The sequence below is a fragment of the Streptomyces sp. f51 genome, assembly GCF_037940415.1.
Lineage (GTDB): Bacteria > Actinomycetota > Actinomycetes > Streptomycetales > Streptomycetaceae > Streptomyces.
In genome coordinates, this window is record NZ_CP149798.1 from 6,983,682 (window position 1) to 6,997,884 (window position 14,203).

Here is a 14,203-nt window from a genome sequence, read left to right on the forward strand (position 1 = left end):
GGCGGGGCGGGTCCGGGCCCGCCCCGCCGAACGGATCAGTGCAGCGGCAGCACGGCGGTGTGTTCCTCCCGCACGGCGTCCAGGGAACGGGGGTCCAGGCCCAGCAGGCGCAGGATCGTGGGCGCGATCTGTGCGGTCCGCACACCCGCCGTGTCACGGACACCCTCCGGAACCGAGGCGCCGGACACCACCAGGGGGACGTCGAGGTCGTCGGCGTGGGCGCCACCGTGCTCGGCGATCTTCTTGGTCCCACCGGTGTAGACGACCCCGTACTGCGTGAGACCGAACACGTCGGGAACGCGGGTGTCGCCGGCCGCGGCGTGGAAGTACCGGGCCGCGGCCCGTCCGGCGTAGACCTTCGCGAGCCCGCCGTGGGTGAAGGACCTGGGCGCCGCGTCGATGTCGGTGCCGGTGCCGCTGCGGCCGAGCAGGTAGTCCTTGGCGAACTCCGTGGCGGCCCGGGAGCGGTCGGTCAGCCAGAGGAGCATCGCGTCGTCGTCCACGGCGTGCGCGACCAGGTTCCCGGCACCGGGGTGGAGCTGCTTCCAGGCGGCGTCGAGGCCGGCCAGCAGCGGGGCGTCGTCGATCCGGGTGAGCGCGGCCGGGTCGGTCGGCGACTGGCCGTGCTTGGCGGACAGGATGACCGTGGTGCTGCCGGCCAGATGGCGCCGGGCGAGCTCCGACGTCAGTTCGCCGATCCGGGCGTCGACGAAGTCCAGGTTCTTCTCCAGCAGCGGCCCGGGCACGCTCCCGGCCGTGTAGCCGCCCTTGAGACCGTCGGAGGCCGGCAGCTTCTGCGCGGTGGAGACCGACTGGAAGTTCAGCCCGAAGACCGCCGGGGTGCCGACCCGGTGGGTGCCGCCGTGGTCGTAGCCGTCGATCTCGTTCAGGACGGCCTTCACCTTGTAGCCGTCGTACTGCTCGGTGGCCCGGTTGTCCTTCGTCCAGTCGTTCCCGGCCGGGTAGCCGAGGGCGTCGCTGTTGATCTCTGGTGTGAACAGGTCCTGGACACCGCTGCCCGAGGGGCCGCCGAGGATCTCGTACGCGGGGTGCTTGTCCGACCACGCGGTGCGCAGGCCCGCCGCGCGGGCCACCTCGAAGACGGTGTTCACCCTGAGGTACGCGTGCGGCGGGAGCGGCCGGCACGTGTGCGGATCGACCGGCAGCTTCGCGGTGTCGAGCAGGCCCGCCGGCGCGCCCGTCATCGACAGGATGCCGTCCGGCAGACCGGTCAGGCCCTGGCCCGCGTCGAGCGAGGAGGGCTTGCGGTCCAGGTCCTCGGTGAGGTCCACCTCGGCGCCGGGCCGCACCCCCTGGCAGGCGGTGGTCCCGGCCGGGAGCAGCGCGGAGTCGTAGGTGTCGTCGTAGTAGACGCCGGTGGTGCCCGGGCCGCCGCCCGTCACCTGGGCGACCATGCCGGGGAAGGAGTCGGACGGGGTCGTGGTCCTGGCGTGGGTGTACTCCACACCGCCGCCCACCAGCCGCGCCAGCGCCGACTTCGGGTGCAGGGAGACGTACCGGGCCAGGTCCGCCTGGTGCAGTCCGTCGACGGAGACGAGCAGCACGTGCCGGGTGTCGTCCCGGCGGTGGGAGGCGGCGAAGGCGTCGGGCTGGGCCAGGGTCGCCCCGGTCAGCACCCCGGCGGCGGTGAGCAGGGCCGCGGACCTGACATGGTGTCTGGACATCGAGTTCTCCCAGGTGTTCGGGGTGCGATTGCCGCAGCCATCAGAGTCGCGTCCCGTGTACCGCAAACGGCACATGTGTGAACGCATGCGGAATGACCGGTCGGTACTTCGCCAAGCGGGCCCGGCGGGGCTCAAGTCCGTTCACCCAAGGGGCACTTGATGGCACCGTTCGGTCGTGTACGTCCTCAGCGCAGCGGCCGGTCGGGCGGGGGCAGCAGCGGGCCCAGCGGCCCCAGGTCGAGGTTGAGATCCTCGAGGGTGAGTCCGTGGCTCGCGCACAGGTCCCTCATCCGGTCGTGCAGGACCATCAGCGTCGTTCCGAGCCGCTCCTCGTCCTCCTCGCTGAGGTCGCCCTGGTCGACCCGCCGCAGCGCCTGACGTTCCATCACCTGGCGCAGCAGCTCGACCAGGGTCAACACCAGGCGCAGGAGGTCGCGTTCGACCGTGTCGGGGTCGGTGTTGATCCGCCCGGCCGCGGAACGGCCCCGTACACCCGGCCGTGGTCCGTCCGCGGGCTCGGCCGGCAGCAGCCGGAAGGCCCGCGCCGCGGCCTCCGCCGCCTCTTCGAGGGGATCGGCGGGCCCGGAGCCGCCGTCGCGCTCAGCCGTCATGGCCGCCCCGCAAGGGGTCGGGCCGGTCCCAGGGCGACGGGTTCTCCGAGCTGACGGACACGATCAGCGCGCGCAGCGACACCCGTACGAGATCGATGTCGGCGACGGACAGCACCACGTCACCCACCAGGACCACCCCTCCGGCGAGAAGGCGGTCCAGCAGGTCGACGAGAGCGACCTGACGGTCCGGCAGCGGTTGCGCGGCGGCGGAACCGCCGGACCCCGTCATGGTTCGCCACCTGGTACGGCGCGGTCGTCCGTGCCGTCCTCGGGCATCGCGAACGAGTACGGCACCCACGGGCCCGTGACCTCCACGCGGACCCCCGCGAGGCCGTCGCCCGCGCGGGCGGCCTCGGCGCGGAAGGCCTCGCTCCGCCCACGGGGCACCAGGAAGGCGTCGTTGAACACGTTCTCCCCCGCGTCACCGGCCAGGACGCCCTGCTGGGGCCGGTGGGCCGCCCGGTCGGTCGCGTACGCGCGTGCCACGTCCGCGACCCGCTCCGCCGCCCGTCCGGCCGCCCGGTAGACGGCGTCCCGGTCGCCGCGCTGCCGCCTGCGGGCGTTGAGATAGGCACGCCCCGGCGTCATGTCCGCCGGGGCGGAGTCCGGGTCCGCCGGGGCGGCCTCCCGCGCCGCCGGATCGGCGGGCGCGGTCGCCTCCACATAGATCTTGACCCCCCATTCGACCTGGCCGGCGAGGAGATCCAGACGCTCGGCGAACAGCCGCAGGGCGGAACGCAGCATGTCACGGGCGCTGCCGTCGTCCACGTAGACGGTCGCCAGACGCAGCGGCAGGGCCGGGGTGCGGGCCGCGACCTCCTCGACGACCGCGTGGTGCGCCCGCGCGACCGCCTCCAGCCAGTCCAGGTCCTCCAGATGGTGGCGGAGCCCCTCCTCGCGGAAGTCCGCCGCCGGCACCCGGCTCACCACGAGCACGATGTCGCCGCCGTCCTCGTCCCCGGTCCCGCTGATCAGGCGGACCGGCGTACCGGCCACTCCCGCGAGCCCGGTCAGGGACGGCGCGAGGTCCGGGTGCGCGCGGGCCACGGCGTACGCGTAGGTGACGTCCTCACTCGCCGGCGTCGTCATCGCGTTCAGCTCTTCGGCGGGCGGTGGCGCGCGGTTCGGCTTCCACCTCGGGGATGTTCCTGTCCCGGCGCAGGGCGTTCAGCTCGGCGCGCAGTCTGCGGTTCTGCTCGGCCAGCGACGGCTCGTCCGCGGCCCGGGAGGACAGCGAGGGGTCGTGTTCCCACCAGTCGATGCCCATTTCCCTGGCCTTGTCGACCGAGGCGACCAGCAACCGGATCTTGATCGTGAGCAGTTCGATGTCGAGGAGGTTGATCTTGATGTCGCCCGCGATGACGATGCCCTTGTCGAGGACGCGCTCCAGGATGTCGGCCAGGTTGGCGGACGATCCCTGCGCGTACGCGGGCGCGGCCCGGGACGGATAGTCCCCCAGCCGGCGGGAGAGAGGTTCGCTCACGACGGGCCGCCCTGTTCATGAACCCTGATCTCGTCCAGCCGGTCCAGGAGTTGGTCCTCCAGCCCGTCGAACGTCTCCTCGTCGATCTCACCGGCTACCAACTGCCTGTCCAGTTCGGCGAGTTGGAGTCGGATCGGCGCGGGGTCGTAGTACTCGTTCTCGGCGGCCTCCAGAACCTGGTCCATCACCCAGGCGACCCCGCGCACGGGCGCCAGGGGAAGCGTGACGAGTTGTGTGAACAGTCCCATGGTGTCCCCATCAGCTGAAGCTGTACGGAGGGAGCGGACCGTTGAGCCGGAACGTGAACGCCTCGCCCATCTGGTGCGCGAGACTCAGCTCGGTGGCGAGGAAGAGCTCGTCCTGGTCGGCGCTCACGAGGAACGAGACGCTGAGGAAGTCCGTTCCGGCGGGCGGTGAGGAGTCGATCTCCCGGGCGAACGGGCGGAGCGCCTCGATCACGCCCGAGGCCAGTGCCTCCTGTCGGGCCCGTGTCTCGTTGGCCACCAGCTCGCCGAGCTGCAACGGCGCGTCGGGGGCCGCGGTGCCGGCGCGGATCTCGTCGTTGAGCTGCCGGGCCGTCTCGGAGTCGGTGAGGATCTCCCGCAGCAGCGTCTCCTCGTCCTGCGCGGCCTTCAGGTTGTACTCGACGCAGCCCTCCAGTCGGCGCAGCCGATCCGCGTAGTCGTCGGCGCCCGACTCCAGCGCGTCCCTGACCGCGTCCTCGTCCGGCGCGGTGTAGCCGAACCTGATGGGCAGCACGGTGCCGTCCGTCAGGAGACGCTGCTGGACCTCCTGGTGCCGGCCGATGTCGCGGCGCTTGGGTCGCAGTTCGTCCGGCGCGTCGCTCACGACCGCGCAGAGCGGTCCCGCGGTCACCGTGCGCAGCGGCGGCGAGGAGGCGCCGACTCCCTCCAGGCCGTCGAGGCGCAGCGGGTGGTCCTTGAAGGTGATCGAGTAGATGTATACCGCCATGGCTCACTCCTCGTCGCGAGACGAGCTTCGCTCCCGCCGGGAGGAGCGCCGGGCCGGCCGCCGCTTCCGCTCCACCGTCTCCGCCTCCTCCTCTCCCTCCGCCTCGTCCTCGTCGCCGCCGCCCTTGCCGGTCACTTCCCGGATCGTGTCGGTGACCGCTTCGGCGGCGCCGCTCAGGGCTCCCTTGGACTTGCCCCGCGCACCGGATTCCATCGTGTCGCCGACGATGTCGGTCAGCTGGGCGGGTGCCTTCCTGCCGGATTCCAGGTCGAGACGGTTGCACGCCTCGGCGAAGCGCAGATAGGTGTCGACGCTGGCCACGACGATGCGTATGTCGATCTTCAGGATCTCGATGCCCACGAGGGACACCCGGATGAAGACGTCGATCACGAGACCGCGGTCGAGTATGAGTTCCAGGACGTCGTAGAGGCTGCTGCTTCCACCGCCCCGGGCGACGCCGCCGCTGCTCTGCGGCACCACAGTCATGGTGCCTCCCTTCACCGGCCGTGATGTCTCAGCGCCGGTCGATTTGTCCACGCGTGTATCGGCGCTTCCTCTCGTAGGCCACCAGTTCGCCCTCCTTGTCCAGGGTCACTCGGTAGGTGGCCATGACACTGGTGGTCTCGGGGACGCGCTCCAGTTCGAGTACCTCCACATCGGCGTCCCAACCGTCGTCCGTGGGTCTGATCGCGGAAACGGACTCGGGGGCTCGGCCGAGCAGCGAGGTGAGCTGCTCCACCGCCGAGCGCATGGCCCGTGCGGCGCCTCCGGACCGGCGGGACGGGGCCGCGCCGTCCCCGGCCGGGCGTCGTGCCGTACCGCGGCCGGCGCTCGATCGGCGTTTGGCGGGTTCTGCTGCGGCCATGGTGTCTCCGGTCGTCGGGACGGACGCCGTACTCCGACATATGTGCAATCTCATCATATAGGGGTACTTGGGGCGTCAGGTAAGGAGGACCTCTCCCGGGGCCGCCCGTCGACCACGCCGTCCCGGGGGAGCTGGGGGCTGCGTTGTCCGAAGGGAAAGAGTCCATGAACGACACAACCAAGCTCGCTCTGGCCGCGGCTGTCGCCGGAGGCTATGTGCTCGGGCGTACGAAGAAGGGCCGCCTCGCGTTCGCCGCGGCGACCTACATCGCGGGCCGCAGATTCGCCCTCAACCCACAGCAGTTGGCCACGGAGGGCCTCAAGCGGCTCTCGGACGTTCCGGGTGTCGCAGAGCTCCAGGAGCAGGTACGGGGCGAACTGATGGGTGCCGGCCGTGAGGCCCTGAAGGCCGCGGCCGACCGCCGTCTCGGTGAACTGGCCACCAGTCTTCATGAGCGGAGGCTGCGCATAGGCGAGAAGGACGAGGACGGAGAGGAGGACGAGGAGGGCGACTACGAGGAGGACGAGTACGAAGAGGAGCCGGCGCAGGAGGCCGACCGGGACGAGCCGGACGAGGAGGAGCCGGAGGACGAGGAGCCGGAGGACGAGGAGCCGGAGGACGAGGAGCCCGAGGACGAGGAGCCCGAGGCCGAGGTCGAGGCCGACGAGGAAGAGCCGGAGGAGGAAGAAGAAGAGGAAGAGGCCGCGGACGCGGAAGCGGACGAGGAAGAGCCGGAGGGAGAGGAAGAGGACGAAGGGGAGGAAGAGGAAGAGGAGAAGCCGGAACGACCGCGAAGGCAGCGCCGGAACACCGGAGGCGCGGCGGACAGGCGTTCCTCGGGAACGGGTTCCGCTTCGCGCAGGGGTCCCGCGAAGAAGACCGCGTCATCGGACGACAGTGGCTCCGGCAGGGGGTCCGCGGCGAAGCGGACCGAGGCCCGGAAGAAGGCGCCGTCGAGGCCGGCGGCGAAGAAGGCCGCGAAGAAGGCTTCGCCGCCCGCGAAGAAGGCGGCACCGGCGAAGAAGGCCGCGGCCAAGAAGACCGCTCCGGCCAAGAAGACGGCGGCCAAGAAGTCCCCCGCCAAGAAGGCCGCGGCGAAGAAGACCGCTCCGGCCAAGAAGGCCGCAGCCAAGAAGGCGCCGGCGAAGAAGACCGCGACGAAGAGGTCCGCGTCCAGGACGGCCAAGACCGCTTCCGGACGTCGGAGGTAGAGCCATGGCCACCAAGGAACGCGACAAGGACAAGACGGAGCAGACGGAGCCTTCGGGCCTCGACGCATTGCGCGGCGAGTTCACGGACTTCCTCGGAGCCCAGCTGGGACAGCTGGTGGACAAGGCCGGGGACAAGGTCGCGGATGTCACCGACCACCTCTTCGACGTCGCCGACAACGGCGGACCCCTCCTGAAGGCCGGTTCGCGCATTCTCCAGGGGGACTCCCCGCTGAAGGCGATCGTGGGGGAGAAGGCCAAGAGCGCCAAGGACAGCGTCTTCGGCAAGGTGAAGGACGCCTTCGGCGGCGGTAAGGGAGGAGGGGGCAAGGCCAAGTCCGGCAGCACCAAGACCATGAACATCATCGAGGTGCTGGACGTCGGCGTGCCGCTCCGCAAGGCCTACGACCACTGGACCCAGTTCGAGAAGTTCAGCAGTTTCACCAAGGGTGTACGCAGCGCCTCGCAGGACGGCGAGGGCGGCAGCGACTGGAAGGTGAAGGTCGGACCGTCCACCCGGGGCTGGAAGGCGACCGTCCGCGAACAGGTGCCCGACGAGCGGATCGAATGGACCTCGGAAGGCGCCAAGGGCAGTACACGCGGCTGCGTCAGCTTCCACGAGCTGACCCCGGACCTGACCCGCATCGTGCTCGTCGTCGAGTACTACCCCTCCGGCTTCTTCGAGAAGACCGGCAACATATGGCGCGCCCAAGGCCGCCGTCTGCGGCTGGACTTCAAGAACTTCCAGCGGTACGTCACGCTCACCGACGAGGAGGCCGAGGGCTGGCGCGGCGAGATCCGCGGCGGTGACGTGGTCCGCACGCACGAAGAGGCCATGGAGGAGGAGGAAGCGGCCGCCGCCGAGGAGGAAGGCGCCGAGGAGGGCGCCGAGGAAGGCGAGGAGGAGTACGAGGACGAGGAATTCCCGGAGGAGGACGAGGAGAACCCGGAGCAGGAGGACGAGGAGAACCCCGACGAGCTCCCTGAGGAGGACGGCGAAGCGGCCGACGAGTACGACGAGGAGGAAGAGGACGAGGGCTACGACGAGGAGGAATGAGGTACCGGCAGGGCGCGCGGCCCGTTTCTCCCCGGCTCAGCGGGGGACCCGACAAGGACAGCCCGGATCCGGCGGGAGGTACCGGGCAGAAACGGCCCGGACACGCGGGGATCCGGGGCCGCTCCACCGAAGGGACGAGAAGCAGTCATGACCGCGGACACCGGTACCAGGAGCACCGCACGACCGGAGACGGGATGGGCGATGACGCGCCGCACGAGGCGGTCCGGCCCGCGGACCTGCCTTCCCGCGACGATCGTCGAAACGGCCCGCCGGGACCGGACCGCCCCCGACTGGAACATCGTCCGGGGCGAGGACTGACCGGGCGTCACTTCACGGCCGTACGGGCGGAGTTACGGGTGCCTCGGAGCGCGGCCCTCAGATCGAGGCGTCCGTCTCGGAGCGCAGTCGGCGGACCTCGTCCTCAGGGGGACGCGGGCCCTCGCCCAGTAGCCGCTCGGGCATGTCGTCGTCCGGGATGAGGTGAGCGGCCTCCTCTTCCCCGGGGTCCGCGCCGTCGTCCTCGGCGATCATGTCGTGCTCGGCGTCGTCGTGGGCGCCCACGTCGAGGGCCAGGATCCGTTCCTCGGGGTCCGCGCCCACCTCGTCGTCCGGGAGGTCGCCTCCGTCACCCGCCGCATCGTCCAGGCCGTCGTCCTCGTCGGGTTCCTCCAGCGCCGGATCCGTCCGTTCCTCGGCCAGCTTCTCGTCCAGGCTCTCCCCCTCGCGCTGCTCACGCGCAGTGGTACCCCGATGGTCCACCGCGAGCGGGCGCTCGGGCGGCGACCATCCGTCGTCGAAGGGGTCCGAGCCCCGGTACTCGAGGGTGTCCTCCGGATCGAGGAGGCCTTCGTCCTCGCGGATGTCGGGACCTCCCGGCTGGTAGACCTCATCGCCCATGACGTCGTCCTCGCTCTGGCTGCCCAGGACGGGCGCGACCCTCCGGGGAGACGGAGGGCCATCGGCCCGTGTCTCCAGGCTCGCCCAGCGCACCGGTTCCGGCATGCCGGAACCGCACGCGACCACGGAGAGTCACCGAACCACGGCGCGGCCTCCACGTTTGAAGCCGGTCACACGGGTCACTCGGAGCCTCGACACTCGAAGCCGATCGTGATGGGAAGTGAGACATCGTGAGTGGCGAGCAGAAGGCCAAGGCCAAGATGGAACAGGCCAAGGGAAAGACCAAGGAAGCGGCCGGGCGCGCCGTGGGCAACGAGCGGATGACCGCCGAGGGCCGGGCCGAGAAGGCCAAGGGCGACACACGCCAGGCCAAGGAGAAGATGAAGGACGTCTTCAAAGGCTGAACGCCCGAACTCCTGAAGGACCCGAGGGCTGACGGCCGAGAGGGCGGAAGGCCCGGGTCGGAGGAATCGGCGCGGCCGCCGAGCCCGACCACGTGGGGCCCGTTCCGCGGAACGGGCCCCACGCCCATGCCCTGACCCCGGCTCCAGCGTCCTCCGCCGCCCCCAGGACCGGCACAGCGGTCCGGGAATCCCGTTCGCCGTCCCGCGGGACTTCGCGCGGGGCCGCGAACCCGGACCTCGTGCCGAGCGGCGAACCCGGAGTCGCGCCGAGCCGCGCCCCCGACGCTCCTGCCGCCGCCCGGCCCCGACCTCGTGTTGCCCCGGCCCCCCACCGGCCGAAGATGGTGGGGACGGCGGAGAGGAGTCCCCGGCGTGGAACGGGACGTGCGGGCGGACGGCCGGCGAGGCCGTGAGCGGGGACCGGCCGAAGGGGCCGATCCGCGCCGGTGGCGCGCCCTGTGGGTCACCCTGACGGCCGGGTTCATGAGCCTGCTCGACGTCACCATCGTGGCCGTCGCACTGCCCTCCATGCAGCGGGACCTGCACGCCTCCGCCCCGTCGATCCAATGGGTCGTCTCCGGGTACGCCCTCACCTTCGCCCTGGTCCTCGTGACGGCGGGACGACTGGGCGACGCCATCGGCCGGCGTCGGATCTTCCTGCTGGCCCTCGCCGCCTTCGTCCTGTGCAGCGCCGCCGCGGGCGCCGCGCCCACCATCACGCTCCTCGTCGTGGCCAGGCTCGCCCAGGGCACGGCCGCAGGCTGTCTGGCCCCGCAGAACTCCGCCCTCATCCAGCAGCTGTTCCGGGGAGCCGAGCGGGGGCGGGCGTTCGGACTGTTCGGCGCGGTCGTCGGTGTCTCCAGCGCGGTGGGCCCGGTCATCGGCGGCCTGATCCTGATGCTCGCCGACGGCCCCCAGGGCTGGCGCTGGATCTTCTACGTGAACGTGCCGGTCGGAGCCGTCGCGTTCCTGCTGGGCCTGCGCCTGCTGCCCAGGGTCGCCCCGCGCCGCCGTGAGCGGCTCGATCTGCGCGGTGTCCTGCTGCTCGGCTGCGGGGTCCTCGCGCTGATGCTTCCGCTGATCCTCGCCGAGTCCGGCGGTGTACAGAGGCTGTGGTGGCTCTTCCCGGCGGGCCTGGGTCTTCTCGCGGTGTTCGCCTGGTGGGAGCGGCGTCTGACAGCGGCCGGCGGGCAGCCCCTCCTCGATCCGCGCCTGGTGACGAGCACGCGGGGCTACGCCGCAGGAGCGGCCATCGCCGCCCTGTACTTCGTGGGGTTCAGCGGGGTGTGGCTGGTGTTCGCCCTGTACTTCCAGAACGGCCAGGGCTACTCCCCGCTGCGTTCGGGGCTCGCGGTGACGCCGTTCGCCATCGGCTCGGCCGCGGCCGCCGTGGTGGCGGGACGACTCGTCGAGCGGCTGGGCCGGCTGCTGACCGTGTGCGGTCTCGCCGCCGTCGCGCTCGGTCTCGGCGGTGCCGTGCTGATCCTGCGCCTCGCGCCCGGGGGGACCGCCCCCTGGTACGCGGCTCCGGCGCTCCTCGTCGGCGGAATGGGGAGCGGCTGCGTGATCTCCCCGAACGTCACGATGACGCTCCGGGACGTGCCGGTACGGATGGCTGGCGCGGCCGGCGGAGCCCTCCAGACGGCCCAGCGTCTGGGCGGCGCCATCGGTACGGCGGCGCTGCCCGGACTGTTCTACGTGGTGCTCGGCACCGGCCGGCACGCGTTCGGCCCGGCCGTGACGGTCGCCGTCGGCTCCGGGATCGTGGCGATCCTCTGCGCGTTCGCGCTCGCCGTGTACGACTGGCTGCGCGACCACGCGCCCGGGCCACCGCGGAATCCGTCCGAGCCGTCCCACGATCCCACCCGCGCCGGTCGGCCCTGATCCCCGGACCCGCGCGCGGCGGACGTCGTGACGGTGCCGTAGGGGCGCGGGGCACCGGTCGCGTTCACAGCTGACGCACAGCGGCCGAAAGGCTGCGCGGGAGGCGTGAACCCGCAGCAGACCATGGTCAGTTCAAGCCGATGTCTTGTCGCCTTCATGACAAGTCCGTCGGCAGGATGCCAGGCTGCTGCCGAACGCTCACACCTCATTCACACCTCCTCCACGCAGTCGCCCCCCTCCGCCGCCCTCCGTGCCCCCGGCGTCCCTCGCTCGGGCCCCCACCCTCCGGCCCCCAGGCCCCTTCGAGCCCCCTCCCGTCGGCGCATCCGCGTCCCCGGGACCCACGCGCCCCGCGCTCCCGCGTGCACCAGCGCCGCACAGCGGCACCGCGTGCTGCTTCCGCCTGCCGCCCGGCCCTTCGACCACCGCGGACCGGCCGTACTCCGCCGGCCCCGGACGCCCGGGGCTCCACCCGGGCAAGCCCCCCCGCAGAAGGAGATGGCATTGAACCGGCACCACTCCTCCGTCCGCAGGCGCAGACGCGCCACCGTCCTCGCGCTCACCGCCGCGAGCTCCTTACTGGCCCTCGCCGTCCGGCCGGGCTCCGCGTCCGCGGCCTCGGCGGACCTCGCTCCCGGCAGGGCCGTCACCGAGATCACCGCCGCCGGGAACCCGGCTTCCGTCAGGGCCACCGCCCGGATCGTCGCCGAGCCCCGCGCGCGGGCCCTCGCGGCCCCGCTGTCGCCCGCCCGGCACGCCGAGCTGGTCAGGAACGCGGGAGCGGCGGCGGGCGCCACGGCCAAGCTGCTCGGCCTCGGCACCAGGGAAGGACTCGTGGTCAAGGACGTCGCCCAGGACCGGGACGGGACGACCCACACGCGCTACGAGCGCACGTACGCGGGACTGCCGGTGCTCGGTGGTGATCTGGTCGTGCACCTGAGGGACGGCCGGAGCACGGTGTCCGAGGCGACCCGGGCCACCGTCACCCTTGGGAGCGTCACTCCGAGGATCTCCGCCGCGGGCGCCGCGGCCCGGGCCCTCGCGGTGGGCCGGGAGGCGGCCGTGGCGAGGCCCAGGATCGGCGAGGCGCCCCGGCGCGTCGTCTGGGCCGCAGGCACCCGGCCGGTCCTGGCCTGGGAGACGGTGGTCGACGGCGTCCAGCGCGACGGCACACCGGCCGAGCTGCACGTCGTGACCGACGCGTCCTCCGGCAAGGTCGCCACCCGGTACGAGGGCGTCGACACGGGCACGGGCACGGGCCAGTACGTCGGCACGGTGCCGCTCTCCACCACGCCGTCCGGAACGTCGTACCAACTGGTCGACGGCGACCGCGCGGGTCACCGCACCTACGACCTGGGCCAGGGAACCTCCGGGACCGGGACCCTCTATACGGACGACAACGATGTCTGGGGCAACGGCACCCAGAGCGACCGGCAGACCGCCGGTGTCGACGTCGCCTACGGAGCGGCGGCGACCTGGGACTACTACAAGGACGTCTTCGGCCGCAACGGGATCCGCAACGACGGCGTCGCCGCCTACAGCAGGGCCCACTACGGCAACAACTACGTCAACGCCTTCTGGTCGGACAGCTGCTTCTGCATGACCTACGGCGACGGGGCGAACAACGCCAAGCCGCTGACGGCGCTGGACGTGGCGGCGCACGAGATGAGCCACGGCGTCACCAGCGCCACCGCGAACCTGACGTACTCGGGTGAGTCCGGTGGGCTGAACGAGGCGACGTCGGACATCTTCGCCGCGGCGGTGGAGTTCCACGAGAACCTCGCGGCCGACGTTCCCGACTACCTGGTCGGCGAGAAGATCGACATCCGCGGCAACGGCACGCCCCTGCGCTACATGGACAAGCCGTCCAGGGACGGCTCCTCGCGCGACTACTGGGACTCCTCGCTGGGCGGCATCGACGTCCACTACTCCTCGGGTCCGGCGAACCACTTCTTCTACCTGCTGTCCGAGGGGAGCGGGGCGAAGACCGTCAACGGAGTGTCGTACGACAGCCCCACCCACGACGGTCTGCCGGTGACCGGAATCGGGATCGAGAACGCCGCCCGGATCTGGTACCGGGCGCTCACCACGTACATGACGTCGACGACCGACTACCACGGTGCCAGGACCGCGACCCTGCGGGCCGCGGGTGATCTCTTCGGGGCGTACAGCCCCACCTATCTCGCCGTCGCCGACGCCTGGGCGGGCATCAACGTGGGCGACCGCATCGCCCTGGGGGTCAACGCCGCCCCGGTCCCCGACCAGACCTCCGGGGTCGGCCAGCAGGTCTCCCTCCAGGTGGACGCCTACACCACCAACACCGGCGCGAGCCTGACCTACGCGGCCACCGGACTCCCCGAGGGCCTGGCCATCGGCGACACCGGGCTGATCTCCGGAGTCCCCGTCACCCCCGGGACCAGCGACACGACCGTCACGGTGACCGACAGCACCGGCGCGTCCGTGTCGCTGTCCTTCCGCTGGCGGATCGCGTACGTCTACGCCAACGCCACCCGCGTGGACATCCCCGACCTGGGTCCCGCGGTCGAGTCGCCCATCACCATCACCGGCCGGCCGGGCAACGCCTCGGCGACCACCGAGGTGTACGTCGGCATCGTCCACACCTACCGCGGTGATCTGACGGTCGATCTGGTCGGCCCCGACGGAACCGTGTACTCGCTGCTGAACCGCAGCGGCGGCTCGGCGGACGACGTGGACCAGACGTTCACGGTGGACGCCTCCGCGCAACCGGTCGAGGGCACCTGGAAGCTGCGGGTGCGCGACCTCGCGTCGATCGACGTGGGGTACATCCGGGAGTGGCGCATCACTCCCTGACCCGTAGCCCCTCAGAGCCCGTCCGGACCGCCGCCACGGTCCGGACGGGCTCTTCGCGTCTTCAAGACTTGACGGATCCCCGCGGCCCCCGGCCCCTCCACGACGTCGCGGCCCAGGCCAAACCCCCTCTGATGGCCACTCAACGCGGTTCCCGCGAACATCAGTTGAAGAAATCCGTGTCACGGGACTTGTCACCCTGATGGTTCATTACTTAAATCAAAGCGTGAACTAAGAGAGCCGCTCGGTCAGTTCACGGTCATCCCTTCGCAAGCAGCTGTGTCCACAGCTGCTCAACAAGTGTGTCC

General features: G+C 71.4%; 16 protein-coding genes. 6 read left to right on the top strand and 10 right to left on the bottom strand.

What is annotated here, in order from left to right:
- Nucleotides 1-35: 35 nt before the first annotated feature.
- From WJM95_RS30250 to WJM95_RS30290, 9 genes are all read right to left on the bottom strand, one after another.
- Nucleotides 36-1,685: an alkaline phosphatase family protein gene (locus tag WJM95_RS30250; RefSeq protein ID WP_339133479.1), complete on the bottom strand. Its 1,650-nt coding sequence runs from the start codon at nt 1,683-1,685 to the stop codon at nt 36-38.
- A gap of 185 nt (nt 1,686-1,870) precedes the next feature.
- Nucleotides 1,871-2,296: a gas vesicle protein K gene (locus WJM95_RS30255; protein WP_339133481.1), complete on the bottom strand. Its 426-nt coding sequence runs from the start codon at nt 2,294-2,296 to the stop codon at nt 1,871-1,873.
- Nucleotides 2,286-2,525, bottom strand: coding sequence for a gas vesicle protein GvpJ (gene gvpJ, locus WJM95_RS30260; protein WP_339133483.1), 240 nt, complete (start codon nt 2,523-2,525; stop codon nt 2,286-2,288). Before gvpJ ends, WJM95_RS30255 begins: the two co-directional genes overlap by 11 nt.
- Nucleotides 2,522-3,385 carry a GvpL/GvpF family gas vesicle protein gene (locus tag WJM95_RS30265; RefSeq protein ID WP_339133485.1) on the bottom strand — a complete coding sequence of 288 codons (864 nt, stop codon included), beginning with the start codon at nt 3,383-3,385 and terminating at the stop codon, nt 2,522-2,524. Before WJM95_RS30265 ends, gvpJ begins: the two co-directional genes overlap by 4 nt.
- Nucleotides 3,366-3,779 carry a gas vesicle protein gene (locus WJM95_RS30270; RefSeq protein WP_339133487.1) on the bottom strand — a complete coding sequence of 138 codons (414 nt, stop codon included), beginning with the start codon at nt 3,777-3,779 and terminating at the stop codon, nt 3,366-3,368. Before WJM95_RS30270 ends, WJM95_RS30265 begins: the two co-directional genes overlap by 20 nt.
- Nucleotides 3,776-4,027, bottom strand: a complete 252-nt coding sequence (locus WJM95_RS30275) for a gas vesicle protein GvpG (RefSeq protein ID WP_339133489.1) — start codon at nt 4,025-4,027, stop codon at nt 3,776-3,778. Before WJM95_RS30275 ends, WJM95_RS30270 begins: the two co-directional genes overlap by 4 nt.
- Nucleotides 4,028-4,037: 10 nt before the next feature.
- Nucleotides 4,038-4,751 carry a GvpL/GvpF family gas vesicle protein gene (locus WJM95_RS30280; protein WP_339133491.1) on the bottom strand — a complete coding sequence of 238 codons (714 nt, stop codon included), beginning with the start codon at nt 4,749-4,751 and terminating at the stop codon, nt 4,038-4,040.
- 3 nt (nt 4,752-4,754) lie between these two features.
- On the bottom strand, nt 4,755-5,237 hold the full coding sequence (locus WJM95_RS30285; RefSeq protein ID WP_339133493.1) for a gas vesicle structural protein GvpA: 483 nt from the start codon (nt 5,235-5,237) through the stop codon (nt 4,755-4,757).
- Nucleotides 5,238-5,265: 28 nt separating this feature from the next.
- Entirely contained in the window at nt 5,266-5,616 is a 351-nt protein-coding gene (locus WJM95_RS30290) for a gas vesicle protein (protein ID WP_339133495.1), read from the bottom strand.
- A 164-nt stretch (nt 5,617-5,780) separates the two neighbouring features.
- On the opposite strand from WJM95_RS30290, the gene WJM95_RS30295 reads away from it, so the two are divergent.
- From WJM95_RS30295 to WJM95_RS30305, 3 genes are all read left to right on the top strand, one after another.
- Nucleotides 5,781-6,827 carry a histone protein gene (locus WJM95_RS30295; protein WP_339133497.1) on the top strand — a complete coding sequence of 349 codons (1,047 nt, stop codon included), beginning with the start codon at nt 5,781-5,783 and terminating at the stop codon, nt 6,825-6,827.
- A gap of 4 nt (nt 6,828-6,831) precedes the next feature.
- A complete protein-coding gene (locus tag WJM95_RS30300; protein WP_339133499.1) occupies nt 6,832-7,881 on the top strand; it encodes an SRPBCC family protein in 1,050 nt (349 codons plus the stop codon).
- Nucleotides 7,882-8,028: 147 nt separating this feature from the next.
- The gene (locus WJM95_RS30305; protein ID WP_339133501.1) at nt 8,029-8,199 is read left to right on the top strand and encodes a hypothetical protein; all 171 of its coding nucleotides are present in this window, start codon (nt 8,029-8,031) and stop codon (nt 8,197-8,199) included.
- A 57-nt stretch (nt 8,200-8,256) separates the two neighbouring features.
- On the opposite strand, the gene WJM95_RS30310 is transcribed toward WJM95_RS30305, so the two are convergent.
- Nucleotides 8,257-8,883 carry a hypothetical protein gene (locus WJM95_RS30310; RefSeq protein ID WP_339133503.1) on the bottom strand — a complete coding sequence of 209 codons (627 nt, stop codon included), beginning with the start codon at nt 8,881-8,883 and terminating at the stop codon, nt 8,257-8,259.
- Nucleotides 8,884-9,008: 125 nt separating this feature from the next.
- On the opposite strand from WJM95_RS30310, the gene WJM95_RS30315 reads away from it, so the two are divergent.
- The 3 genes from WJM95_RS30315 (at nt 9,009) to WJM95_RS30325 (ending at nt 13,898) form a co-directional block, all read left to right on the top strand.
- Nucleotides 9,009-9,182 carry a CsbD family protein gene (locus WJM95_RS30315; protein ID WP_339133505.1) on the top strand — a complete coding sequence of 58 codons (174 nt, stop codon included), beginning with the start codon at nt 9,009-9,011 and terminating at the stop codon, nt 9,180-9,182.
- A 384-nt stretch (nt 9,183-9,566) separates the two neighbouring features.
- On the top strand, nt 9,567-11,066 hold the full coding sequence (locus tag WJM95_RS30320; RefSeq protein ID WP_339135950.1) for an MFS transporter: 1,500 nt from the start codon (nt 9,567-9,569) through the stop codon (nt 11,064-11,066).
- 498 nt (nt 11,067-11,564) lie between these two features.
- Complete coding sequence (locus WJM95_RS30325; protein WP_339133507.1) at nt 11,565-13,898, top strand: M4 family metallopeptidase; 2,334 nt, start codon at nt 11,565-11,567, stop codon at nt 13,896-13,898.
- Nucleotides 13,899-14,203 lie beyond the last annotated feature (305 nt).

Bases quoted from the DNA above. Each gene is read 5' to 3' on its own strand.
- WJM95_RS30250 (WP_339133479.1), bottom strand. From the start codon at position 1,685: ATGTCCAGACACCATGTCAGGTCCGCGGCCCTGCTCACCGCCGCCGGG.
- WJM95_RS30255 (WP_339133481.1), bottom strand. From the start codon at position 2,296: ATGACGGCTGAGCGCGACGGCGGCTCCGGGCCCGCCGATCCCCTCGAA.
- gvpJ (WP_339133483.1), bottom strand. From the start codon at position 2,525: ATGACGGGGTCCGGCGGTTCCGCCGCCGCGCAACCGCTGCCGGACCGT.
- WJM95_RS30265 (WP_339133485.1), bottom strand. From the start codon at position 3,385: ATGACGACGCCGGCGAGTGAGGACGTCACCTACGCGTACGCCGTGGCC.
- WJM95_RS30275 (WP_339133489.1), bottom strand. From the start codon at position 4,027: ATGGGACTGTTCACACAACTCGTCACGCTTCCCCTGGCGCCCGTGCGC.
- WJM95_RS30280 (WP_339133491.1), bottom strand. From the start codon at position 4,751: ATGGCGGTATACATCTACTCGATCACCTTCAAGGACCACCCGCTGCGC.
- WJM95_RS30285 (WP_339133493.1), bottom strand. From the start codon at position 5,237: ATGACTGTGGTGCCGCAGAGCAGCGGCGGCGTCGCCCGGGGCGGTGGA.
- WJM95_RS30290 (WP_339133495.1), bottom strand. From the start codon at position 5,616: ATGGCCGCAGCAGAACCCGCCAAACGCCGATCGAGCGCCGGCCGCGGT.
- WJM95_RS30295 (WP_339133497.1), top strand. From the start codon at position 5,781: ATGAACGACACAACCAAGCTCGCTCTGGCCGCGGCTGTCGCCGGAGGC.
- WJM95_RS30300 (WP_339133499.1), top strand. From the start codon at position 6,832: ATGGCCACCAAGGAACGCGACAAGGACAAGACGGAGCAGACGGAGCCT.
- WJM95_RS30305 (WP_339133501.1), top strand. From the start codon at position 8,029: ATGACCGCGGACACCGGTACCAGGAGCACCGCACGACCGGAGACGGGA.
- WJM95_RS30310 (WP_339133503.1), bottom strand. From the start codon at position 8,883: ATGCCGGAACCGGTGCGCTGGGCGAGCCTGGAGACACGGGCCGATGGC.
- WJM95_RS30325 (WP_339133507.1), top strand. From the start codon at position 11,565: ATGGCATTGAACCGGCACCACTCCTCCGTCCGCAGGCGCAGACGCGCC.